Genomic DNA, 22,507 nt, shown 5'->3' with positions numbered 1-22,507 from the left:
TAATCACTCCTTATTTAATTTTTAACTACAATTTCATCACCATATAATTGAAACTTAGTACCTAATTTTATTCCATAAGTACAAAACCAAACTTTTTCTGATATACAAACACTTTTCATAGTTTTAAAAGAAATATCTTTTTTAGTTCTATATTCAAACGTAAACATAAAATCACAAGAAAGCAATGTGTAAACACGTTCCTTATTGGATATTATGTCTTTTTTTAACATTTTTAAATGGTTACCAACTAACGCATTACTTTGAAAAACACCTGTCTTTGCTTTTTTTATGTATAACATTATTTAACTCCTTTTTATTTTGGTTATACATAAAAAACAATTAATAATCAATTATTAGCTCTTATTTCCCCTTTAAATACGTAACTAGCATCATTTATTGCTAAGTCATTCAATACAACTTTTTCGAGAGGTTTTAAATCTAAATTTTGTTTTGATAACACAGTAATTTCTGAACCTAAATCAGCCGAAGCTAATCGATAGGCATAACAATCAAAATCTCGTCTGACATCGTCTTTACGTAAAAAATAAAAATCTCCATTTTCATTAAAATCAATTTTCATTACATGCTCACTCCTTATTTAATATTTGTTTGACATCCGCCACAAAGTCATATTGTTCCATGAGTGGCGCATCAAATAAAATCGGCTCATTATATTGTCCAAGTATTGAAATATAACCACGTCCAATATCTGATTCATGAATCGGTTGAAAGTCTTTATCTGTTTGACCAAAGGTCATACGATAACCGTCAGCTGACAAATTACCCATTGATACACGCAAACCTAATTGGTCACGTACATTACCTTTAATCACATCTGCATCAGGTCGCTGTGCTGTTAAAAACATAAATACACCAGCTTGACGACCTTTCATAATGATGTTGATTAAATAATCATTCATTTCTTGAAGTTCTTTTTTATCTAAAGTAGACGTGAACGCTGTCACTTCATCAAAAATCACAAAATAGGGTGGTAAATCAAAGTTTCTAAAATTACTGCCTAATTGATAATGTTCGCTTTCACTCATCATTCTAAAGCGATGTTCCATTTCTTCATTGGCTTCTCTCAATTGTTTAAAAATTTGACCTTTCGTATCTGCCACTTTTTCAGCACCGATCACATTTTTCATAAATGATAAATCAGATACTTTCGGGTCTAATAATCGTACTTCTGCATCACGCTTAAATAATTCTCTAATCATATAGAATAAAAAGTACGTTTTACCGCCACCGGTCACACCAGTAATTAAAGCATGTGGTGCTTTCACAAAATCCCAAAGGATTTGATGTGTAATATAAATCTTCGTATCATAATAAGTTGTCTCTGGTGCTTCTGTACCTTCCATAACGATACGTTTTTTATATTTAAGAGGCATAAACTCATATCTCAAATAACGTCCAATATGACGCTTCTCAACAAGCTCACAATTAAACATCGGTTCAATGATTGATTCTAATTCTAAATAGTCGTCTTGAAAACGTGAACCATCTTTTTTTACATGTATCACAAATGTTTTACGTCTACGTTTATAAAACAATGTTGGATAATAATCATATTCTGTTTTCTTATAATCAATATCTAAATACTCTGTTGTTTTCTTAATCACTGTGCGATTATGAAAGCCTTGTGTTTCAATCATTTCAGCCAAATCTTTTTCACGAAATCTTAAAACAAGTTGCGCAAATAATTTTGCGATAATAAAAATAACCAAGGTACCAATCACAAGATATAAAAAATGTGGCTTAAAGTACTGATAGACTTCAACCACATCTAAAGCTTTTTGTTGACCAATATAACCTTGCCATAACATTAATATTCGATAGGCTAAAAAGATAAATGCGAACACACCCGCAAAAATAAAATCAATATATTTAAAATAAGGTTGAATACGTACACCTTTAAATAAGGCAATTTCATTCATTGCCATTAAATCACTCCTTGCCATGTTCATAACGCTTCATTGCTTCAATAACGATATTAACTTGTTCTTCTCTACGTGCTAATTTATAACCTTCATACCAACCAAATAACTCCTTAGTCTTTCTTTGATGTCCTTCATAAGCAGCTTTTTTATATTTTTCATAACGTGGTTTTAAAACAATTAAAGAAATTATTGCAGTAACAACAATCATCAAAGGAATCAAGTAACTTATCAATTTCTTTTCACATCCTTAAAACAATCATCTAAAGCTGAATCATAAGACCGTAATTCAATTGAATTACTTAAATACTTAACAATTGAGACATCTACATTTAATTCTTTACAAAGCATCTTAAATGTAGAACTTTCAAAATCAACATACCGATTTATGATTCTAATTAAAGAAAAATAATATATCGCAAAAACAAACAAAATAGTAAAAATAATTATAATTAACAATTTTAAAAATATTAGCATAAAATCATTCCTTATATCGCAAATTTTTCTTCTGCTTTTGAACTTGCTGAATCTTCTTGTGTTCTAAATGCTTCCGTCATTTCTTCAAAAGGACAATGTACGACCATTTTGCCCACACGTCCGTAGAAATCACTGAAAATGCATTGACCTTTCTTCAAGTCTTTCAACATTTCCATATTCTCAGGACTTTCTTTTGAATATTCTAAACCAAGCGATTTTAAAATATCCTCTCGTTCATCTTTTTCATCAAATGCGAAATGACAACCAAAGTTACCGCCGTCTTCATCGGCTTTATCTTTAACAGATTGGGTAATAAAAACTAGCGAATTATTTTCAGATCGACCCATACGTTTAATACCTTTAGCTACTTTTTTACCTTGTCGTGAGGCACTAAATGCCCAACCTTCATCAATAAAGAGTGTTGTTTGTATCTGTCTACGTGAACCAAATTTCTGTAAAAATTTACCGATTAAAAGCATTAAAGTAATCCCATTTTTCTCACCAGTTGAATAACCCGATGGGTCATCACCAGCCTTCGGCATATCTAAACCTTGAACTTGTAATATCGTTGCTTTTTCTTGAATATTCAAAGCCGGATTACTACCATCACTAAACACAAGTTTTAATATATTATTTTGTGTTTTTTCAAAAAGTAAATCACCAGCTTGACTTACATGTTCATCTTCATCATTTTGAAGCTTTTTAATTACATCTAATGACCCAACTTGTTGACCTTTTTCACGTTCCTCAACTGTTTCAGTAATAGCCCTATAAATTGCTGTTTCAACACGATGTTCATTTTCAAAGGATTTAATTTCATCAAATACTGATTTCAACATTTCATTAGCTTCAATACCATCAAGAAAAACAATCGGGTCTAAACAACCATAATTACTAGGCTTTTTATAATCCAATGTCACATACTTAAATGTTTTTAAATGATTAACAAATAGGGGATATTTACGTTGCATGTCTTCACTTTCTGTAATTTTATTAAACCAATCTGCAAATTCACTTTTCGGGTCCCAATAAATCATTTGACCTTTAAAGAATGATGTATATATCCAAAGTAACTTAGCTAAAAATGATTTACCTTTACCTGTTTGACCTGTGATTAATACGTGTGGGCTATCACTGACTGCTCCTGATATACCTTTGGCTGCTAATAATAAACTAAATAAAATAATATCTCTTGAACTTGCAACGGCTTCCTCACGTGAAACAGAACGTATAAACTTATCAATACGTCCGATATAAAAACCAGTTTTTGTACCTAAACTTTGCGACACGCCAAATAAATTTTCTGCAATCCCAGTTGCTGTCGTACGTTGCACCCAATATTTATTAATAAACAATGGATTGCCATGTAAAATTTGATAATAAAGTTGTAATTGGTCAGCTAATGGATTAACCGCATAAATATTTGTTTCTTTTAAACGTTTAATTAAACGTTTCGCTTTACGCTTACAATCCTTTAAATTATCGCTCTTAATCACAAATGAACAAGACCACTCCATAAATACACCTGAACCTGTCACTTCTTTTTCCATTTGTTCTAATACGAATAAATTATCTTGAATATCTTCAGATGCATTATCACCAGCTGATTGTTTTTCTCTTGCTTGTGCTTTATGATTAATTTTTGCACGATCAAATTTCTTTTTTACTTTATCATTCTCAACAATTTTTGCTTTTACATGACATTCCACAGGGAACGGCATATTTTGTGCTTTTTCATAAATATGTGTAAATTCCATATCAAGTGGAAAGTCGTCAACAACAATTGTTGTTGTATAGAATGTTTCATTTTCATTTGTCACTTTCAATACACGCATATTTGTAGGGTCAATCACCACATTACATACATCTGTTACGGCACGTCTTGATGATTCCTCTTGTACATCATGCGTCGCATTTGAAATAAATGGCTTACGCACGATATAAGCAAGCTCATTTTCAGTTAAGCGTTCACCCTCAATACTTAAAAAACTATCCGCAAGTTCTCGTTCAAACACTTCATAACGACTTAATACTTTTTCATCTAATGAAACATTAAAACCAAAATTCGAAATCATTCGTTCCGCTGTATCTGATAATGTACTCTTAAGCATTTCTTTAATCGAAATCGCATCATCACTTAATTCTCGAAGTTTCACACCCATGACAAACGAGTTACGTGTAATCATTTGTAATTCTTGTTCTAACACATCAATCGTTTCTTGGGCATAATAATTAGCCACATCAAACGCTGAATCATCAAAGTCTTGACTAATTTCTTTAAATTTATTACGTAAATCTAAATCATGCTCATACATTTCAAAATGAAAATCCTGATAACCTTTAATCGATTCAAGAAAATATTTCATACGTTTTTTTGAAGCTTCTTTTTTATCGTAATTGGCTGTTGAAATAGATTCAGAACGAATACGATAATACGCCCAAACTTCACCGCTTTTCGTTAATAACAAATTATTTTTCATCCCTGCATAGGGGGCTTTTAACTCCATGTCATCCCTCCATTAAAAATAGCCCCGTTAGGGACTATTTCAATTTAATTATTTTCTTGTCATGATATTTCACTTCTTCATCATATGCATAATGTACATTGCGCATTTGAATGTTAAACACATACATCATAAAATCCCAAAGAAAGAATATCAGTTTCTTACCATCTTGTTTTAATTTTACTAATTGCTTCGTCATATAATAGGGGAGTACTGTAAAATAAATAATCGTTAAACCTGGTACTAAAGACGTTAATGTATTAAATCCAGCCTTAAGATATAATAATATTAAAATCAATTCAATCACAAACAACGTACCGACCCAGTCTAAACGAATACCTTTTGACCACCGGTAACTTCCTGTAAATTCATACATCACAATCGGCTGTTCAAATGTTCGTTTCAAATTGTAAGCTTTTTTATCCATATCGATCAGCTCCCAAAAATCAACTTCCAAAGCCCTGATACTGAATTAAACACTGTTTCAGGACCTTTGGAAATCAAGAACATCAAACCACCAATCACAAACAATGCAAGCATATGCCCATACTTACCTGTTGCCCACTTAACACAACCAATCACCAATACAATAATACCAATTGCAGTACCAACTTCTTTATTAACCCATTGACCAAGTGGATTAATAGTAGGTGCATCACCTAGTACCAGCATTAAATTAAATAAATGTTCCATCACTTTAACCTCCAATTGTTGTTGTTAATTTTTTAACGTAATACTTACCGTCTTTTTTCGTAATATCTAAGGTGTAATGTTCTAAGTTTTCAAGTGGTGACCCTTTATCTTTCATTAAAACCTCTGCTTTAACAACATAATCGTCACCATTAGGATAAATACGTAAATCACTGATTTTAGACACTTCACGTGTATCTTCTAACCCTTCGGGGTTATCCATTAAATAAGCCATATCATCCGATTTACTTTTACAATATTTATCAAAAAACTCTTCAACAAATGCTTTTAGTTTCGGATTATCTTCACGCTTTTCATTCTCCAAACTATCTTTAACAAGTGTTGCTTTTTTCAATTGATTACTTGGAATCGTAGAAAAATGAGGGTATTCAATCACCACGTACTTATTATTTTCACTTTTAACTGGAATGTTTAATAATGCCTTCTTAGTTTCTGTTCGTTCTTTTTCTTCTGTCTTTGTTTCATATTCATCCTTTTTATCCTTTTCCTTTTTAACTTTAACCTCCTTTTTCTCTGTAATTTTTAAATCGTAACTTACAATATACTGAATGATTGTTTGTTTATCTTTACGTTTAATATTAAAAAATTCTTTTTCATTCAGCTTACGCTCAACATTTTCAGTATTTTCTGTAGGTGTCTTATAATCAGAGGGATAAAAATCCGCTAACGCTTTTTGTCGCTCTTCTTTTGCCTTACCATCTTTAGGAATAGTCATATATGCATCAATATACTTATCAGCATATAACTTTAAATTAGGATTATACTGAACTGTTTCAGCGTTATCTTCATATTTTTTTTGAATTTCTTGCGTTTTATTAACTGCTTCTTTACTTTCGTTGTTCGCTTTAGAAGCTCTAATGAAAGATGCAATCAATAAAATAATTAAAAGTACTAAAATAATATAAAAAATAATCACAATCTTTTTTCTGTGATTGCGATACTTCGGTAATGCTTTACGTTCTTCTTCTGGGACATCAAAACGCTTGCCTTTTTTGGAAAATCTTGATAATATCAATTTGTTGATAATATTCAAGAAAACTTTTCGTATATTATTTAAAAAAGATTTGATAAAAATCAACTCCTTTCTTTTTTTATTTTTAAGAACTTACGATAAGTCTTGACGTAAGTTCTTTTTTCGTTTTAATTCTTCTAAATAATAATTAATCCTATCGGTGTGTTCATCATTAAATGATGAATGCGCCAATATTTTATTTAGAAAGTCTGTATCTTCAAGTAAACCTTCAGATTGTGCCATTGCTTCAGCTGTTAAAACAGTATCTAACGTTGTAGCTACTTGTTTACATAACCAATCAATATTATCCTCAATGGACTTTAAACTCGGTTTCATACTTAAGCTAATTTTATCAGCTCCTTTAATAAAGCGTGACCATTCTTGATATACTGGCCACCTTGATTTTCGACTATCTGTTACATCTTTAGGCTCAGTTACAAAACGCATACTATTATTTAATACACCTTTAACAATATCTGATATGCTTGATGTTTCTGTTAAAATCATTGCGCAATTTTCCGCATTACTTCGTCGCATTTGTATTTCATAACGATTCCATAATCCAAAATCTTCAACAGGTATTTTTAATTTATACGCCATTTCATAATTCTTTTCATAAAAGCGACAGTACATATCACTTTTTTTAGAGCCGATATAAAAGGTTGAACCTTTAGACTGTCCGTTGGACAATTTAAAACCAGCAATTGAACTCGCTGTTCTAAATTTTGAAATACATTCACCATGTTCAGCCTTTTTAATTAATCGTGGTATTTTTAAATATGTTTTTGTATCATCGATCGCAATATCAATTCTTGTAAAACGCGCCTTTTTAACCGCACAGCGCTTAAAAAAGTCTTGCCACGTTTCATTGCGGTTGATTAAATAATGTTCAAATTCTCGACAACCAGAACCAGTTAACTGTAAATGAAAGCCCATACCTTCATCTTTATCCGAATAAAAAATTTGAATATTGCCAAACGTATAACCACGATTGTAAAAGTACAAGCCACTATTACGATGTTTAAACACTGCCCGAGGCAATTTCAAAACATCCTCCATAATGGTGAAAATAGAGGGCACCTGAAAAGTCACTTGAACCCAGTCAACAACTGCCTCCAAGCCACATTTTTCTGGCTTCGCTACCCCCCTATTAGTAAGGGGGGTAGAAGTTTGATTTTCCATGAAAAAACCTCCTATCAAATCGCAAGCGATTTGATAACTTAAGGCTGTCGCTTCCCTTTCTTAACGCGCCTTTGTCGCAGGCTCCGCCCAAATGCTTAACGCCGTCCCGGCTTGCATTTCTGCGCCTGCAGGCGCTAAAAGTCCAGCTCGCCTTAAGTTAAACAATACAAATGATATATTTAACTATCTACATCACCAATATAGATACAATCCTTCAAATCAATTTGTAGTAATCGCCCGTGTCCTGCTTCTTTCAAACTAAAACACAATAAGCAGACGTCAGTGTATATCCTCGGTCTGCCTGATGGTAAACGACTTTTAACATAGTCGCCATTAAATTTTTCTTGTATTTCCTTTGCGATAAGCATTAATGATAATGCTTCACCTGTATTAATTCTAGATGCAATATATGACAACATGCCTTCAGATAATTTTAAAGTACGTGCATAAGGCGCTAGATTATCAGCTGTATAAAATTCCATACACTAACTTTGTTGCGCACCTTTTTTATGTTGAATTGTCGCAATTTGTCTAATATCTTCCGCCTTAATACTCGGTTGAATTGAATGGAAATCACCTGAAGATTGTACATATTGTTTTGTTTCTACACCTACAAGTTCACAAACTGACATAATATCAAGCTTTACTTCTTTAGGTACTTTAACCGTTACTTGTTCACCTTGACCAGTTGACGCTAATTTGTATGCATATAATTTTTGATCGGTTTTTTCTCCATCTTCATATTTGTATTTCTCATCAACACCCATGAAATATAAATCTCCAAACGTTTCTTTTAAATCAAATTTCGGACTCCATGCCATAATAAATTCCTCATTTCTTTTTATAATTTTTATTTATACGCTTTATGCTTTTGTTTCTAAACTATAAATATCATCAGCTGAAAAGCTTGTATATAAATTACAATAACCTGTATTCATATCTTGATATACTTTAGGTTTGATTGTTAAATTATCAAAATCAACACGTTCTAAAGAATCAAAGTGTTTTTCATTTGACAGTCTAACTTTAACTTGTTCGCCAATATCAACGCATATAATCGTATAGAGATAATAAGCTTCATCAAACCGAGATATTTTTTCAACATGGGACAAATAACGAAACTCTTTCCCCATAGTTGCTTCAATATCAATGACTGGTTCTATCATAAAAGTCACCTCAATCTTAATTAAAATAGGCAGACTCATACAAATCAGAGTTTTTTAGGGTCGCACGAATAGGAATAACTCCCGCAAATCCGTACCACTGCATTTTTGATAATGGAGTGTCTATGCTTCTCCTGACCTATTCAATTTTTTTGAAACCTATCGGTTCATCACCTCAAAGAATTCTAGGTCTATTTTATCAATATGATACATCTTGCATATAAATGCGTTAGACACACCATACTTTTTAAAAAATACATAATCCTTATAAGTGAATTGATAGTCATTATTTTTCGCTTTATTACACACATCTAATATACAAAAATATGCAATTTTATACATCTTGCAAATCTTTCTTTTTGAAAAACCATGATATCTCAAAATAACAAAACTTCGATAATCCAGTTTATTCAAGTTACAAAAAGACAGTGCAAAATTCGTCATAACCATCAAACTCCTTTTTAAGAATTATTCGTTATAACCATTTTACACTGCCAGATAAAAATAATATAGTGGTTCTCACTTGCAAGTAAATAATGGTCGCTTTTTAACACTATAATTATTTTTAGAATATACAAAAAAGATTAGTACCCATTTAATAACAATAGATACTAATCTTTTTCATTAGTCTTAGAAACTTTCATTTCAGACCCTTTGTATGATTTCGGTACGATTTATCTGTTCATTTAGTCGTTTCGAATTGATCGCTTTGACTGTTTAATCCAGATTGGTAAGCGTTCTTTAAGTGTTTGAAACCCATATTTTTCTGTTTCTCTGATTTCATCTAATACTGATTGTTTTTCCTTCTTACGCTCATAATTTTTGAAGTAATCATTATCTTTTAATGATAGATTGAGCTTTCCTTCATCATCTATAGACAAAATTTTAGCTTTAACAATTTGGCCCTCTGATAGAAATTTCTTCAAATTATGAACGTAGTCATCCATAATTTCTGATATGTGAATCAGTCCTTCAGTATGATTAGGGGTCTCAACAAACGCACCATAAGGTTGAATACCAGTTACACGCACCTTGATATGTTGGCCAATTTTGTAGTTATTCAACTTAATAACCCCTTATTTCGTTTACTTAACACTATTATCATAGCATAAATAGAAATGGTGGACTAATTAAAACATCAAAACATTCGAATATTATTTTATAAATGAATTAGATACCAGCTTTCTTGTAATTAAAAATCAAATGAAAACGAATTTAAAAGGCTTATTTAACGGTTTTCCTTTAGTAAATAACACTATAACTTAAAATAAAAAGTAACCTCTATTATCTCATCATTCAAACATATTTAGACGTCTATGCTTGATTAGATAAATTTTTGAGGTTACTTCATTTTGTTAGATTATAAATTTTGATTGATTATTACTAATTCGGTTGTAAGAATTTAATTTAAACAGAAAATACAAATACTTTATTGTTAGATAATCGTATTATTCTTCAACATCGATAGATTCAATTACAACATCATGAAGTGGTTTGTCTTGTGGTCCCACTTTTGTATTTGCAATATCTTCAAGTGTCGTTTCTCCTTCTATTAATTGACCAAATACTGTATGTTTTTGATCCAACCAAGGTGTACCACCATTTTCACCATATGCATCAACAATTGGTTGTGGCCATCCACCATCAGCAAGCTGACTTAACATGTTTTGTGGTACTTCTTTCATTTGTACTATGAAAAACTGTGAACCATTAGTATTTGGACCTGAGTTTGCCATTGATAATGCACCGTATAAATTAAAAGCGTTTAATGAAAATTCATCTTCAAATGAACCACCATAAATACTTTCGCCACCCATACCAGTTGCAGTTGGGTCGCCACCTTGAATCATAAAGTCATTAATGACACGATGGAAAGTTATACCATCATAATAACCATTTTTCGCATGCGTCACAAAATTTTCAACTGTTTTTGGTGCAATATTTGGAAAGAGTTTAAATGTCATGTCACCTTTATTTGTGTGCATCACAACTTTGATTTCACCTTGTTGTACTTCTTTGTTTAACTGTGGATAGTTAGTCATTTATATTCTCCATTCATGTTATGATACATATATATTAACATACTTTTAAGGGAGGAAAATAGCATGAAGCTGTATCGATTTTCACATAAAACAGGAAGTTATGGTGTCACAATTGTCGAAGAAAACGGAGACGATGTTCTTGTTAAAGTTGAACAAGTAATTAAACATCCAAAACAAGGCGATTTACATAATCCTACTGAAACTGAAGGTGTATTCTTCCATGAACGTAAAGCATTAAGTCATTTTGAAAAACGCTATGCCAAACGATCACAATTAAGAGATTTTAATGTTGAAAAATTACGTTACGAAGATTCACTACAACAAGCGATAACAAATTTAGAATCTAAATTAGAAGCACAACAAACCAAACATGCTGAAATGTCATTAGCAAGTTTAGCACGTCTAAAAGAAGATTATTCCCTTCAATATAAAGAAAATTTTAAATAAAAATTGACGCGTTTCTTCTTATTTAAATACTTCTAAAAATAAAGCGTAACAAGGAGTGTGGACGTTTTTCAGATGTATAGCAATCATGTATAATGAATAACATAAATATTTTTTAAAGGAGGACAACATAGTGAGTTTGTTACATATTGCGGTGATATTACCGTTAATATTCGCACTCATTATTCCTATCCTGTATAAATTTTTTAAACGTATACACTTAGGATGGTTCGTGTTACCTGTACCTATCGTTATCTTTATTTATATGCTAACGCTAATTAAAACAACGATGTCAGGTAATACTGTAATGAAAACCTTAAATTGGATGCCTCATTTCGGTATGAACTTTGATTTATACCTTGATGGCTTAGGTTTACTCTTTAGTTTGCTTATTTCTGGAATCGGCAGTTTAGTCGTATTATATTCAATCGGCTACTTAAGTAAGTCAGAACAACTAGGGAATTTTTATTGTTATTTATTACTATTTATGGGTGCGATGTTAGGTGTCGTACTTTCAGATAATGTCATTATTTTGTATTTATTCTGGGAGTTAACATCATTTTCTAGTTTTTTACTTATTTCATTTTGGCGCGAACGACAAGCATCTATATATGGTGCTCAAAAATCGCTCATTATCACAGTGTTTGGTGGCTTATCATTATTAGGTGGTATCATCTTACTCGCTATACCAACACAATCATTTAGCATTCAATATATGATTAAACATGCTGCTGAAATTCAAGATAGTCCATTCTTTATTTTCGCGATGATTTTAATTATGATTGGTGCTTTTACAAAGTCAGCTCAGTTTCCATTTTATATTTGGTTACCAGATGCAATGGAAGCACCTACGCCTGTTAGTGCTTATCTTCACTCAGCGACAATGGTTAAAGCTGGGCTATATTTAATTGCTCGAATGACACCAATCTTCGCAGCATCACAAGGTTGGATTTGGACTGTTACTCTTGTCGGTCTAATCACTCTATTCTGGGCTTCGCTTAATGCAACGAAGCAACAAGACTTAAAAGGTATTCTTGCATTTTCAACAGTATCACAGTTGGGTATGATTATGGCAATGCTTGGAATCGGTGCCATTAGTTATCACTATCAAGGCGATGACAGTAAAATATATGCTGCTGCATTTACAGCTGCAATATTCCATTTAATCAACCATGCAACTTTTAAAGGTGCCCTATTTATGATTACAGGTGCAGTTGATCATTCTACAGGTACACGTGATGTTAAAAAATTAGGTGGTTTGTTAACAATCATGCCTATATCATTTACAATCACTGTTATTACAGCATTAAGTATGGCTGGTGTGCCACCGTTCAATGGCTTCTTATCTAAAGAATCATTTTTAGAGACAACATTTACAGCGAGTCAAGCAAATTTATTTAGTGTTGATGCTTTAGGCTACTTATTCCCAATCATTGGTATCGTAGGCAGTATCTTCACATTTGTATATTCAATTAAATTTATAATGCATATATTTTTCGGACAATATAAACCTGAGCAATTACCTAAAAAAGCACATGAAGTTTCTATTTTAATGCTTTTATCACCAGCTATTCTGGCAATATTAGTAATTGTATTCGGATTATTCCCAGGTTTATTAACGAATTCAATCATTGAACCAGCAACATCAGCAATTAACCATACAGTAATTGATGACGTTGAATTCCATATGTTCCATGGATTAACGCCAGCATTTCTATCAACTCTATTAATTTATATAGTTGGTATATTACTTATCGTGACATTTAGTTACTGGGTAAAACTATTACAACGTCAGCCTGGTAAATTAACATTCAATTATTGGTACAACAGAAGTTCACAAGCTATTCCAGGTTACTCTGAAAAAATGACGAATAGCTACGTTACTGATTATTCACGTAATAATTTAGTTATCATTTTTGGTACTTTAATTTTATTAACATTTATCACTGTATTTTCTGTGCCGTTCAATATCAATTTTAAAGATGTAAGCCCTATTAGAATCTTTGAAGTTTGCATCGTGGTTCTATTACTCAGTGCGGCATTTTTAATTCTGTTTGCTAAATCAAGACTATTTAGCATTATTATGTTAAGTGCAGTTGGTTATGCTGTTTCAGTATTGTTTATATTCTTTAAAGCACCTGACTTAGCATTAACACAATTTGTAGTTGAATCGATATCAACAGCATTATTCTTATTATGTTTCTATCACTTGCCAAATTTAAATCGCTATAATGAAAAACGATCATTCCAATTAACTAATGCCTTAATTGCTACAGGCGTTGGATTATCTGTCATTATTATCGGTTTAATTGCATATGGAAATAGACACTTTGAATCAATTTCTAAATTCTATCAAGAGCATGTATATGATTTAGCTCAAGGTAAAAATATGGTTAACGTTATTCTAGTTGATTTCCGTGGCATGGATACGTTGTTCGAATCATCTGTACTTGGTATAGCCGGCTTAGCTGTGTATACCATGATTAAATTACGTAAAAAGCGTCCAACTCAAGATAAAGAGGTGAAAAATCATGAATAGACAACAAAATGATTTAATTTTGCAATTTGCAGCAGTTATCATCTTTTTCATGGTAATGGTCTTTGGTTTTTCACTTTTCTTAGCAGGACATTATACACCTGGTGGCGGTTTCGTTGGCGGATTATTATTTGCAAGTTCACTTGTTATCATTACGATTGCATTTGATATTGAAACGATGCGTAAAATTTTCCCATTAGATTTCAAAATATTAATTGGTATTGGATTAGTATTTTGTATAGGAACCCCTATTGCAAGTTGGTTTTTAGGTAAAAATTTCTTTACACATGTTACTTTTGATATACCACTATTTATCTTAGAACCCGTCCATATGACAACAGCAGTTTTCTTTGATTTCGGAGTTCTATGTGCAGTAGTAGGTACAGTCATGACAATTATTATTTCGATTGGAGAGAACGAATAGTGGAAATTATTATGATTTTTGTTAGTGGTATTCTCACAGCAATTAGTGTCTATCTCGTTTTGTCTAAAAGTCTGATACGAATTGTTATGGGAACAACACTACTCACACATGCAGCAAATTTATTTTTAATAACAATGGGTGGATTAAAACATGGTACAGTTCCAATTTATGAAGCGAACGTAAAAAGCTATGTTGATCCAATCCCTCAAGCACTTATATTAACAGCAATCGTAATTGCCTTTGCGACAACAGCCTTTTTCTTAGTACTAGCTTTTAGAACATATAAAGAATTAGGAACTGACAACGTTGAAAGTATGAAAGGAGTTCCAGAAGATGATTGAAAGTAATATGCTTGTGTTAACGCTTGTTATTCCAGTAATTACAGCCATATTACTTGTCTTTATTGGAAAACGTCCTATTATAAAGCGTTATGTCGCACTTAGTGGAACATTATTAACTCTAATTGTGGCAATTATAAATTTAATTAACGTAGTAAAACATGGACCTCTACGCGTAGAGCTAGGTTCTTGGAAAGCACCATATAGTATAGTCTTTGTATTAGACATATTTAGTGCGCTACTTATTATTACTAGTATTTTGATTACAGCAATGGTTATTTTATATTCATTTAAAACAATAGGTATAGAACGCGAAAGATTTTATTATTATTTTTCTGTTCTATTTATGCTAATAGGAATCATTGGTGCATTTACGACTGGTGATATTTTCAACTTATTCGTATTCTTTGAAGTATTCTTAATGTCATCTTATTTCTTATTAGTTATCGGATCTACAAAAATTCAATTACAAGAAACGATTAAATATGTTCTTGTTAACGTCGTTTCATCATCATTTTTTGTTATGGGTGTGGCGATTTTATATTCAGTAGTAGGAACATTGAACCTAGCAGACATAAGCAATAAATTAGCTAATCTTTCGGCTCATGATAGTGGTTTAGTAAATATTGTATTCATATTATTTATCTTTGTTTTTGCTACTAAAGCTGGTGCATTTCCAATGTTTGTTTGGTTACCAAGTGCATATTATGCGCCCCCTATTCCAATTATTGCATTCTTTGGTGCATTACTGACTAAAGTTGGTGTATATGCCATTGCAAGAACATTGAGTTTATTCTTTAGTGATAATGTTAGTTTCTCACATTACGTCATTTTATTCTTAGCATTATTAACAATTATTTTTGGTTGTGTAGGTGCGATTTCATATACAGACATTAAAAAAATCATACTATATAATGTCATGATTGCAGTTGGCGTTATTTTAGTAGGTGTAGCAATGATGACAGAATCAGGCATGATTGGTGCCATTTACTATACATTACATGACATGTTAGTGAAGCTTGCATTATTCTTACTAATCGGAATTATGATTAAAATTACTGGCACACCTGACTTAAAACAATTTGGTGGCTTAATAAAAAAATATCCAATACTTGGCTGGTCATTCTTTATTGCCGCTTTAAGTTTAGCTGGTATTCCACCTTTAAGTGGATTTTATGGTAAATTTTATATCGTTCAATCGACTTTTGAAAGAGGCTTTTATTTAAGTGGTGTCATTGTCTTATTATCTAGTTTAGTTGTTTTATATTCAGTTATCCGCATTTTCTTACAAGGATTTTTCGGTCAACCTAGAGGCTATGACCTTAATAAAAAAGTCAATGTCAAATATATAACAACAATTGCGATAATAGCGGTTGCTATAACAGTATTATATGGTTTATCCGCAGATTATTTATATCCATTGATAAAATCTGGCGCAGAAACATTCTATAATCCATCAACATACGTCAAAGCTGTATTAGGAGGTAAATAACATGGCTGTACAATTAGTTTTAAACTTTATCATTGCAGTGTTTTGGTTATTTGTAACAAATAGTTATACAACAAATAACTTTGTATTAGGTTTTATCTTTGGCCTAATTCTTGTTTACCTCTTGCACAGAGTATTACCTGGTAGATTTTACGTTATTACTTTGTATCGTATTGTTAAATTAATCATTATTTTCTTAATCGAATTAATTAAAGCGAATTTTGATGTTTTAAAAATTATTATTAAACCTTCGATTAAAAATGAACCTGGATTCTTTGTATATCACACAGATTTAAAAAAAGATTGGCAAATTGTCTTATTGTCTAATTTAATTACATTGACTCCAGGTACTGTCGTTCTTGGCGTGAGTGATGATCGTACTAAGATATACATTCATGCCATCGATTTTTCAACTAAAGAAGAAGAAGTTGAAAGTATTAAATCATCATTAGAAAAAATTGTTAGAGAGGTGGGCGAAATATAATGAACCATAATATTATTATAGTCATTGCACTTATCATTGTTGTAATGTCAATGCTAGCTATGCTTATTCGAGTTGTATTAGGCCCATCTCTCGCAGATCGTGTTGTTGCACTTGATGCAATTGGCCTACAATTAATGGCCGTTATTGCACTATTTAGTATTTTATTAAATATTAAATACATGATTGTCGTAATAATGATGATTGGTATTTTAGCATTTTTAGGTACTGCAGTATTTTCAAAATTTATGGACAAAGGTAAGGTGATTGAACATGATCAAAATCATACTGATTAGTCTTGCACTTATCTTTGTTATCATTGGTGCTTTAATAAGTGCCCTAGCAGCAATAGGTTTATTGAGACTAGAAGATGTTTATTCACGTGCACATGCTGCTGGAAAAGCGTCTACTCTTGGTGCTATGTCATTATTATTCGGTACGTTTTTATATTTTATAGCAACACAAGGCTTTGTAAACATGCAATTAATTATTGCAATTATTTTTGTATTAATTACAGGCCCGCTTTCAAGCCATATGATTATGAAAGCTGCATACAATATTAAAACGCCTTACACTAAAAAGACAAAAGTTGATGAAATTTCAGAAGACTTAAAAGACACTAAACTTTAATTAATAATATAAAAGCTTAAAAGCTTAAATATGTTGTAATACACAGCAGTAAGATGATTCCACGCTAGGAATCACCTTACTGCTGTTTTTTATTTATATTGATAACACTATCACTATATTTAACTAGTTCATTTATAGTTTTCTAGCTGTTTTTATTTTATTTAAAGGTAACCTCCCTATTCACATTTATCTTTTTATTTAATTGCCAATCATCTTGTAATGTATTATGATTATATTAATAAATCGTAATGGTTACGTTTTAAAATAGAAAGAGGTTTTATTATGCATTGGACAATTATCGGCGGTGGCATACAAGGTACTGCAATCGCGCAAAAACTAATATCAAGTGGACTTACAACAGACCGATTAACAATCATTGACCCGCATGAAACATTCTGTCAAAGATTTAATTCATATACAAATCGCATTGAAATGCCTTATTTAAGATCACCTATTGTACATCATGTACACCCACAACCATTTCACCTAAAGCAATTCGCTAAACAGAACCAATACACAAATGCATTTTATGGTCCTTATCAAAGACCAGAATTATCAATGTTTATGGATCATATCGCACATGCATCTCAACAATATCGATTACATGACTGTTTAATCCAGGGTTATGTTCAATCTTTAACGAAACAAGACGACAAATGGCATGTTACCTTAAAAGATGGTCAAGTAATCAAAACTGATTGTGTTGTCATTGCTATAGGTAGTACGAATATACCGTTCATACCTGACGCATTAAAAAACAAACAAAATGTAAATCATATATTCGAAAAAGAACATGAACAAGAGATATATGATAAGACTGATCATATCGTCGGCAGTGGTATTACTGCTGCCCACCTTGCGCTTAAACTATTAAATCACGATAATCAAAAACATCTTCATTTATGGCTTAATAAAGATATTGAAATTCATGACTTTGACGCTGATCCAGGCTGGTTAGGTCCCAAAAATATGTCATCATTTTTAAGTACAGAATGTATGGTAACTCGTAACAATATTGTTCAACGCGAACGTCATAAAGGATCTATGCCTCATGAATTATATTTACGACTGAAAAAGCATATTAAAAATGGTCGTATTACAGTGCATAAATCACCTATTAATAATGTCAAAGATGGTTTTGTTACTACTGAAAATGAATCTATTCCATATCAACAAATTCTTGTTGCTACTGGTTTTGAACAAGATTTTATGTCGCAACCACTTATCCAACAACTAATTCAAAACTATAATGCACCACTCAATGAATGTAACTATCCTGTTATCTCTGAAAAATTAGAATGGTTACCTAACTTATTTGTAGCAGGATGTTTTGCAGATTTAGAATTAGGGCCATTTGGTAGAAATGTCATGGGCGGTCGCAAAGCTTCTGAACGCATCGAACAAGCATTTATTAAACTTCAACAATATAGTGCATAAAAAAACTGCTAGCGAGGGTGAGACATAAAGATTTTGTCCCGACCTCTTGCTAGCAGTTCTTTTTTATTTTAACGGTTTAATAGCAATCGTACCTCGCATAACCGTTGTTAATTGTCCTTTATCATTTTTAATTTTAATATCCCATACATGCGTCGTTTTGCCTTGATGAATGATCTCAGCTGTCGCAGTAACGCGACCATCTTTGGCCGAATGAATATGGTTAGCATTCATTTCCAAGCCTAATGGAACAAATTGGGTTGTATCTATCAAATTTGCCGATCCTAATGAACATGCTGTTTCACCTAAAGCAATCGAAGCTCCACCATGTAAATATCCAAATGGTTGTTTTACTTTATCAGTCACAGGCATTGAAATAACAACATAACCATCTTCTTGATGTTCAATTACCATTTCAAATGTCTCTAATAAATGTGTCATGCTTTCACCTCTTTATGATTATAGTATCATAGCAGCAATTGTACCGAAAATCATCAACGGTATATTATAAAACAAGAAGTTTGGAATACATGTATCTCGAATATGATCATGTTGTCCATCTACATTTAATCCAGCTGTTGGTCCTAATGTTGAATCACTTGCAGGAGAACCAGAATCACCTAAAGCACTCGCAGTACCTATTAATGCAATTAATGCCATTGTATCTAATCCAATTGAAGCACCAAATGGAATAAATAATGATGCAATAATCGGAATAGTTGCGAATGATGAACCTATACCTAATGTCACAATAAGACCTATGACATACATTACAATAATACTTAATAATTTGTTATCGCCGGTAATACTTGTTAATGCTTTAACTAATTCATCTATATCACCAGTTGCATTCATCACGCCAGCAAAGCCATTAGCTGTTAAAATAACTACGCCAATATAAGCCATTATTTTGATACCTTCTACAAACTTAGCATCCAATTCGTACCACTTATATGCACGAGAGATGAAGAATACAAGCACACCTGCTAAAGCTCCAAATATCATCGAGTCTGTGAATGTTTGTACTAAAAATGTAGCTAATATCGCTACAATTGTAACAATTAAAATATATGGTTTTAATTCAGTTACTGGTTCATTATCGGAAATATTACGTGTTTCATATTCACGTGGTTTTCGATATACAAATAAACCAAATAGTAAACCGACAATATAACCCATTGAAGGAATAAGCATAGCTTTCCAAATCATATTAAATTCTATTGGATGATTCGCCTTAGCAAAACCACTTTGGATAATTTGTTGGAAAATTTGACCAAATCCATATGGTAATAAAACATATGGAAAACATAAACCAAATCCTATAATCAAACCAATTAAACGTCTGTCGATTTTTAATTCATTAAAAAGACTTAATAATGGAGGAATAACGATTGGAATGAATGCAATATGTACCGGAATTAAGTTCTGACTCATAATACTCATTGCCAGTAAAGCTACGATAATAGTCACCTTTACTTTAACTCTTGACCATCGACTATTTTCAGCATGAATAGCGTTTATAATCTTTCCTACTAAATAGTCTGTAATACCACTGTAGGAAATCAATGCTGCAAATCCACCTAATAAAGCATAACTTAATGCAACCTCTGCACCATCGACAATATTTTTTCCAAATACATTTATTACTTTTTCAATGCTCATGCCAGAAATAACGCCACCTACAAGTGCACTGATAAACAAGCTTATAACTACATTTAAACGACATAAACATAGTACTATCATTAAAATTACTGCTATCACTACTGCATTTATCATACGACGACCATCCTTTACCACACTATCGAACTAAAGTGTTTATAGACTTCATAGTATCAATAGCTTCACTTTCTGTCAATAGCAACTGATTAAATTATCTATATTTATACTTATTTGCATTTTACAAAATAATTTCCGATTCAATAAAACGTTTAAGTAATGCTTAATCTTAGCTCCTATTCATCGTTCAAAATTCAAATATTAGCTTTTCATTTATTGTTAAGTACTCAGATACTGGCTATTTCAAATTCAATATATCATTTAAATGTGTTCAGATACTTTATTGTGTGTAAAGTATTCTCCTATTCTTCAATAAAATACCTGATACAAATAATCGTTATAAATTATAATGGTTATTTCAAATCATATAATTTTACGACTTGTATCAGGCTTCTATTAATTTTATTGTTTTCTTAACCAATCGACTATTGTTGGAATCATAAATCCAGTTGGACCTTTAGGACCATTGAATGACGCCTTGTTAGTAGTTGCTGGTCCTGCAATATCAAAATGAATATGAGGCGTTTGACCACTAAAGTGTGTTACAAAACTTGCTGCAAACAATGCTTTACCCTGTCCATTCGTATGATTGACTAAATCAGCAACATCACTTTGTCTAATTTTAGTACGCTCAGTTTCAGTAATTGGTAATTCAAATACCATTTCATCTAATGTAGAACTAATTTGTAATATATCTTCTAAAATTGTCTTGCTATTCGATTGAAACGCAGCAGCTTTATCTTCTCCTAATGCAACAATCGAAGCACCTGTTAAAGTTGCAAAATCCAAAATCACACTTGGTTGATATTGATTTGCATAATATACTGCGTCTCCTAGTACAAGTCTACCTTCTGCATCTGTATTCAACACTTCAACCGTTTCACCACTCAATGCTGTAAATACATCATCAGGTTTCATTGATGCTTCATTTATCATATTTTCAGCACAAGCAAGTACACCGATAATATTGACTGGTAATCGAAGGTGACTAGCCGCTTCTATAATACCAACGACATTCGCTGCACCACACATATCGAATTTCATTGTAGCCATGCCATTTTTCGATTTAATACTATAACCACCTGAGTCATACGTAATGCCCTTACCTACTAATGCAATTGGAGCGTCATCCTCATTTTTGCCATTGTATGTGATAGTTACTAATCGTGGTTTATGTTTACTACCTTTGCCAACTGCATGGATAAGACCAAATCCTTCAGAAACTAGTGTATGATCGTCTTTAACATCAACTTTAACCGTCGTATTTTTAAAATGCTTAACGATATCTTCTGCAAATGTTTGAGGTGTTAAAATATTGGGTGGCGTATTGCTAAAGTCTCTGGCTAAATTAATAGCTTGACCGATAATAGCCCCATCATTGATAGTATCAATGTCGTTTAATTTATTACTAATTAGATATAGATTCGGATTAAATGGTGTCTTTTTATTCGATTTATAATGATCGAATTGATATGTTGCACGTTCACTTTGAACACCACATGATGCTAAAACATCTGTTAACTGACCATATTTCGTAATAAATGTATCCATCAGTAAATACGTATCTTTAACATGTTCCTGTTCTATGTATTGAAAAAGCTGTCCCCAAATCTTTAACAAATCACGATAGCTTTGATTTTTTAGGTTTCCTAATCCAACTGCAATTAATCGATAAGTTTCGTTTTGGACGGCGAATGCAGTTGTGTAAATCTTTCCAACTGTACTTCCTATAATATGTTGACGCTTAAGTGATTCTAATGTTTCTGTTATATCAGTATCGTTAAAAATAATTTTATCTAATTGATTTAAATGCTCTGGAATTCCAACGATTAATGTATTGATTTCCTTATCTGCTTCTTTATTTAGTTTAAAATTCATAATGTACCTCCTTAAATTTGATATATTACTCACTTCAAATTGTACA

Annotated in this window: 27 protein-coding genes; 9 read left to right on the top strand and 18 right to left on the bottom strand. The window is 31.9% G+C overall.

Annotated features, from left to right (window positions below; genetic code table 11):
- Positions 1–14 precede the first annotated feature (14 nt).
- From ML436_04745 to ML436_04675, 15 genes are all read right to left on the bottom strand, one after another.
- Positions 15–299: a hypothetical protein gene (locus tag ML436_04745; GenBank protein UMT79045.1), complete on the bottom strand. Its 285-nt coding sequence runs from the start codon at positions 297–299 to the stop codon at positions 15–17.
- 47 nt (positions 300–346) lie between these two features.
- Positions 347–580, bottom strand: coding sequence for a hypothetical protein (locus tag ML436_04740; GenBank protein UMT79044.1), 234 nt, complete (start codon positions 578–580; stop codon positions 347–349).
- A gap of 7 nt (positions 581–587) precedes the next feature.
- Positions 588–1,946 carry a cell division protein FtsK gene (locus ML436_04735; GenBank protein UMT79043.1) on the bottom strand — a complete coding sequence of 453 codons (1,359 nt, stop codon included), beginning with the start codon at positions 1,944–1,946 and terminating at the stop codon, positions 588–590.
- Positions 1,947–1,950: 4 nt separating this feature from the next.
- Positions 1,951–2,175 carry a hypothetical protein gene (locus tag ML436_04730; protein ID UMT79042.1) on the bottom strand — a complete coding sequence of 75 codons (225 nt, stop codon included), beginning with the start codon at positions 2,173–2,175 and terminating at the stop codon, positions 1,951–1,953.
- A 253-nt stretch (positions 2,176–2,428) separates the two neighbouring features.
- Positions 2,429–4,924 (bottom strand): ATP-binding protein, encoded by a 2,496-nt coding sequence (locus ML436_04725; protein UMT79041.1) that lies wholly within the window; start codon positions 4,922–4,924, stop codon positions 2,429–2,431.
- A gap of 34 nt (positions 4,925–4,958) precedes the next feature.
- A complete protein-coding gene (locus ML436_04720; protein ID UMT79040.1) occupies positions 4,959–5,348 on the bottom strand; it encodes a conjugal transfer protein in 390 nt (129 codons plus the stop codon).
- Between the two features lie 5 nt (positions 5,349–5,353).
- Positions 5,354–5,614: a TcpD family membrane protein gene (locus tag ML436_04715; GenBank protein ID UMT79039.1), complete on the bottom strand. Its 261-nt coding sequence runs from the start codon at positions 5,612–5,614 to the stop codon at positions 5,354–5,356.
- 4 nt (positions 5,615–5,618) lie between these two features.
- A complete protein-coding gene (locus ML436_04710) occupies positions 5,619–6,665 on the bottom strand; it encodes a conjugal transfer protein (protein UMT79038.1) in 1,047 nt (348 codons plus the stop codon).
- A 72-nt stretch (positions 6,666–6,737) separates the two neighbouring features.
- Positions 6,738–7,826: a replication initiation factor domain-containing protein gene (locus ML436_04705; protein UMT79037.1), complete on the bottom strand. Its 1,089-nt coding sequence runs from the start codon at positions 7,824–7,826 to the stop codon at positions 6,738–6,740.
- A 179-nt stretch (positions 7,827–8,005) separates the two neighbouring features.
- Positions 8,006–8,308, bottom strand: coding sequence for a hypothetical protein (locus ML436_04700; protein ID UMT79036.1), 303 nt, complete (start codon positions 8,306–8,308; stop codon positions 8,006–8,008).
- 3 nt (positions 8,309–8,311) lie between these two features.
- Positions 8,312–8,647 (bottom strand): YdcP family protein, encoded by a 336-nt coding sequence (locus ML436_04695; GenBank protein ID UMT79035.1) that lies wholly within the window; start codon positions 8,645–8,647, stop codon positions 8,312–8,314.
- A 42-nt stretch (positions 8,648–8,689) separates the two neighbouring features.
- Positions 8,690–8,992 (bottom strand): transposase, encoded by a 303-nt coding sequence (locus tag ML436_04690; GenBank protein ID UMT79034.1) that lies wholly within the window; start codon positions 8,990–8,992, stop codon positions 8,690–8,692.
- Positions 8,993–9,148: 156 nt separating this feature from the next.
- A complete protein-coding gene (locus ML436_04685) occupies positions 9,149–9,433 on the bottom strand; it encodes a hypothetical protein (GenBank protein ID UMT79033.1) in 285 nt (94 codons plus the stop codon).
- Between the two features lie 242 nt (positions 9,434–9,675).
- The gene (gene ygs, locus ML436_04680; protein UMT79032.1) at positions 9,676–10,053 is read right to left on the bottom strand and encodes a S1 domain-containing post-transcriptional regulator Ygs; all 378 of its coding nucleotides are present in this window, start codon (positions 10,051–10,053) and stop codon (positions 9,676–9,678) included.
- A 384-nt stretch (positions 10,054–10,437) separates the two neighbouring features.
- The gene (locus tag ML436_04675) at positions 10,438–11,031 is read right to left on the bottom strand and encodes a peptidylprolyl isomerase (protein ID UMT79031.1); all 594 of its coding nucleotides are present in this window, start codon (positions 11,029–11,031) and stop codon (positions 10,438–10,440) included.
- A gap of 63 nt (positions 11,032–11,094) precedes the next feature.
- Here ML436_04675 and ML436_04670 point away from each other — a divergent pair, with 63 nt between their 5' ends.
- The 9 genes from ML436_04670 to ML436_04630 all read left to right on the top strand — a co-directional run bounded on the left by ML436_04670 (position 11,095) and on the right by ML436_04630 (position 18,810).
- On the top strand, positions 11,095–11,478 hold the full coding sequence (locus ML436_04670) for a kinase-associated lipoprotein B (GenBank protein UMT79030.1): 384 nt from the start codon (positions 11,095–11,097) through the stop codon (positions 11,476–11,478).
- A 130-nt stretch (positions 11,479–11,608) separates the two neighbouring features.
- The gene (gene mnhA1 / locus ML436_04665) at positions 11,609–14,014 is read left to right on the top strand and encodes a Na+/H+ antiporter Mnh1 subunit A (protein ID UMT79029.1); all 2,406 of its coding nucleotides are present in this window, start codon (positions 11,609–11,611) and stop codon (positions 14,012–14,014) included.
- On the top strand, positions 14,007–14,435 hold the full coding sequence (gene mnhB1 / locus ML436_04660) for a Na+/H+ antiporter Mnh1 subunit B (GenBank protein UMT79028.1): 429 nt from the start codon (positions 14,007–14,009) through the stop codon (positions 14,433–14,435). Before mnhA1 ends, mnhB1 begins: the two co-directional genes overlap by 8 nt.
- On the top strand, positions 14,435–14,776 hold the full coding sequence (gene mnhC1 / locus ML436_04655) for a Na+/H+ antiporter Mnh1 subunit C (protein ID UMT79027.1): 342 nt from the start codon (positions 14,435–14,437) through the stop codon (positions 14,774–14,776). Before mnhB1 ends, mnhC1 begins: the two co-directional genes overlap by 1 nt.
- Complete coding sequence (gene mnhD1, locus ML436_04650; protein ID UMT79026.1) at positions 14,769–16,265, top strand: Na+/H+ antiporter Mnh1 subunit D; 1,497 nt, start codon at positions 14,769–14,771, stop codon at positions 16,263–16,265. Before mnhC1 ends, mnhD1 begins: the two co-directional genes overlap by 8 nt.
- 1 nt (position 16,266) lies before the next feature.
- Complete coding sequence (gene mnhE1, locus ML436_04645) at positions 16,267–16,746, top strand: Na+/H+ antiporter Mnh1 subunit E (protein UMT79025.1); 480 nt, start codon at positions 16,267–16,269, stop codon at positions 16,744–16,746.
- Positions 16,746–17,039 (top strand): Na+/H+ antiporter Mnh1 subunit F, encoded by a 294-nt coding sequence (gene mnhF1 / locus ML436_04640; protein UMT79024.1) that lies wholly within the window; start codon positions 16,746–16,748, stop codon positions 17,037–17,039. Before mnhE1 ends, mnhF1 begins: the two co-directional genes overlap by 1 nt.
- A complete protein-coding gene (mnhG1, locus tag ML436_04635; GenBank protein UMT79023.1) occupies positions 17,017–17,373 on the top strand; it encodes a Na+/H+ antiporter Mnh1 subunit G in 357 nt (118 codons plus the stop codon). Before mnhF1 ends, mnhG1 begins: the two co-directional genes overlap by 23 nt.
- Positions 17,374–17,655: 282 nt before the next feature.
- Complete coding sequence (locus ML436_04630) at positions 17,656–18,810, top strand: FAD/NAD(P)-binding protein (protein ID UMT79022.1); 1,155 nt, start codon at positions 17,656–17,658, stop codon at positions 18,808–18,810.
- A gap of 63 nt (positions 18,811–18,873) precedes the next feature.
- Here the strand turns inward: ML436_04630 and ML436_04625 are convergent, their stop codons facing one another.
- From ML436_04625 to ML436_04615, 3 genes are all read right to left on the bottom strand, one after another.
- Positions 18,874–19,248, bottom strand: coding sequence for a PaaI family thioesterase (locus ML436_04625; protein UMT79021.1), 375 nt, complete (start codon positions 19,246–19,248; stop codon positions 18,874–18,876).
- 18 nt (positions 19,249–19,266) lie between these two features.
- The gene (locus ML436_04620; GenBank protein UMT79020.1) at positions 19,267–20,583 is read right to left on the bottom strand and encodes a Na+/H+ antiporter family protein; all 1,317 of its coding nucleotides are present in this window, start codon (positions 20,581–20,583) and stop codon (positions 19,267–19,269) included.
- Between the two features lie 402 nt (positions 20,584–20,985).
- Positions 20,986–22,461: a leucyl aminopeptidase family protein gene (locus ML436_04615; protein ID UMT79019.1), complete on the bottom strand. Its 1,476-nt coding sequence runs from the start codon at positions 22,459–22,461 to the stop codon at positions 20,986–20,988.
- Between the last annotated feature and the right edge of the window lie 46 nt (positions 22,462–22,507).

The sequence above is a fragment of the Staphylococcus roterodami genome (genome assembly GCA_022493055.1).
Taxonomy (GTDB): domain Bacteria; phylum Bacillota; class Bacilli; order Staphylococcales; family Staphylococcaceae; genus Staphylococcus; species Staphylococcus singaporensis.
The sequence above is the reverse complement of the archived record's forward strand: the minus strand, read 5'-3'. Positions and strand labels throughout refer to the sequence as shown.

Coding starts and splice junctions, on each gene's coding strand:
- ML436_04745 (UMT79045.1), bottom strand. CDS start 299: ATGTTATACATAAAAAAAGCAAAGACAGGTGTTTTTCAAAGTAATGCG.
- ML436_04740 (UMT79044.1), bottom strand. CDS start 580: ATGAAAATTGATTTTAATGAAAATGGAGATTTTTATTTTTTACGTAAA.
- ML436_04735 (UMT79043.1), bottom strand. CDS start 1,946: ATGGCAATGAATGAAATTGCCTTATTTAAAGGTGTACGTATTCAACCT.
- ML436_04725 (UMT79041.1), bottom strand. CDS start 4,924: ATGGAGTTAAAAGCCCCCTATGCAGGGATGAAAAATAATTTGTTATTA.
- ML436_04720 (UMT79040.1), bottom strand. CDS start 5,348: ATGGATAAAAAAGCTTACAATTTGAAACGAACATTTGAACAGCCGATT.
- ML436_04715 (UMT79039.1), bottom strand. CDS start 5,614: ATGGAACATTTATTTAATTTAATGCTGGTACTAGGTGATGCACCTACT.
- ML436_04705 (UMT79037.1), bottom strand. CDS start 7,826: ATGGAAAATCAAACTTCTACCCCCCTTACTAATAGGGGGGTAGCGAAG.
- ML436_04700 (UMT79036.1), bottom strand. CDS start 8,308: ATGGAATTTTATACAGCTGATAATCTAGCGCCTTATGCACGTACTTTA.
- ML436_04695 (UMT79035.1), bottom strand. CDS start 8,647: ATGGCATGGAGTCCGAAATTTGATTTAAAAGAAACGTTTGGAGATTTA.
- ML436_04690 (UMT79034.1), bottom strand. CDS start 8,992: ATGATAGAACCAGTCATTGATATTGAAGCAACTATGGGGAAAGAGTTT.
- ML436_04685 (UMT79033.1), bottom strand. CDS start 9,433: ATGACGAATTTTGCACTGTCTTTTTGTAACTTGAATAAACTGGATTAT.
- ML436_04675 (UMT79031.1), bottom strand. CDS start 11,031: ATGACTAACTATCCACAGTTAAACAAAGAAGTACAACAAGGTGAAATC.
- ML436_04670 (UMT79030.1), top strand. CDS start 11,095: ATGAAGCTGTATCGATTTTCACATAAAACAGGAAGTTATGGTGTCACA.
- mnhB1 (UMT79028.1), top strand. CDS start 14,007: ATGAATAGACAACAAAATGATTTAATTTTGCAATTTGCAGCAGTTATC.
- mnhD1 (UMT79026.1), top strand. CDS start 14,769: ATGATTGAAAGTAATATGCTTGTGTTAACGCTTGTTATTCCAGTAATT.
- mnhE1 (UMT79025.1), top strand. CDS start 16,267: ATGGCTGTACAATTAGTTTTAAACTTTATCATTGCAGTGTTTTGGTTA.
- mnhF1 (UMT79024.1), top strand. CDS start 16,746: ATGAACCATAATATTATTATAGTCATTGCACTTATCATTGTTGTAATG.
- mnhG1 (UMT79023.1), top strand. CDS start 17,017: ATGATCAAAATCATACTGATTAGTCTTGCACTTATCTTTGTTATCATT.
- ML436_04630 (UMT79022.1), top strand. CDS start 17,656: ATGCATTGGACAATTATCGGCGGTGGCATACAAGGTACTGCAATCGCG.
- ML436_04625 (UMT79021.1), bottom strand. CDS start 19,248: ATGACACATTTATTAGAGACATTTGAAATGGTAATTGAACATCAAGAA.
- ML436_04620 (UMT79020.1), bottom strand. CDS start 20,583: ATGATAAATGCAGTAGTGATAGCAGTAATTTTAATGATAGTACTATGT.
- ML436_04615 (UMT79019.1), bottom strand. CDS start 22,461: ATGAATTTTAAACTAAATAAAGAAGCAGATAAGGAAATCAATACATTA.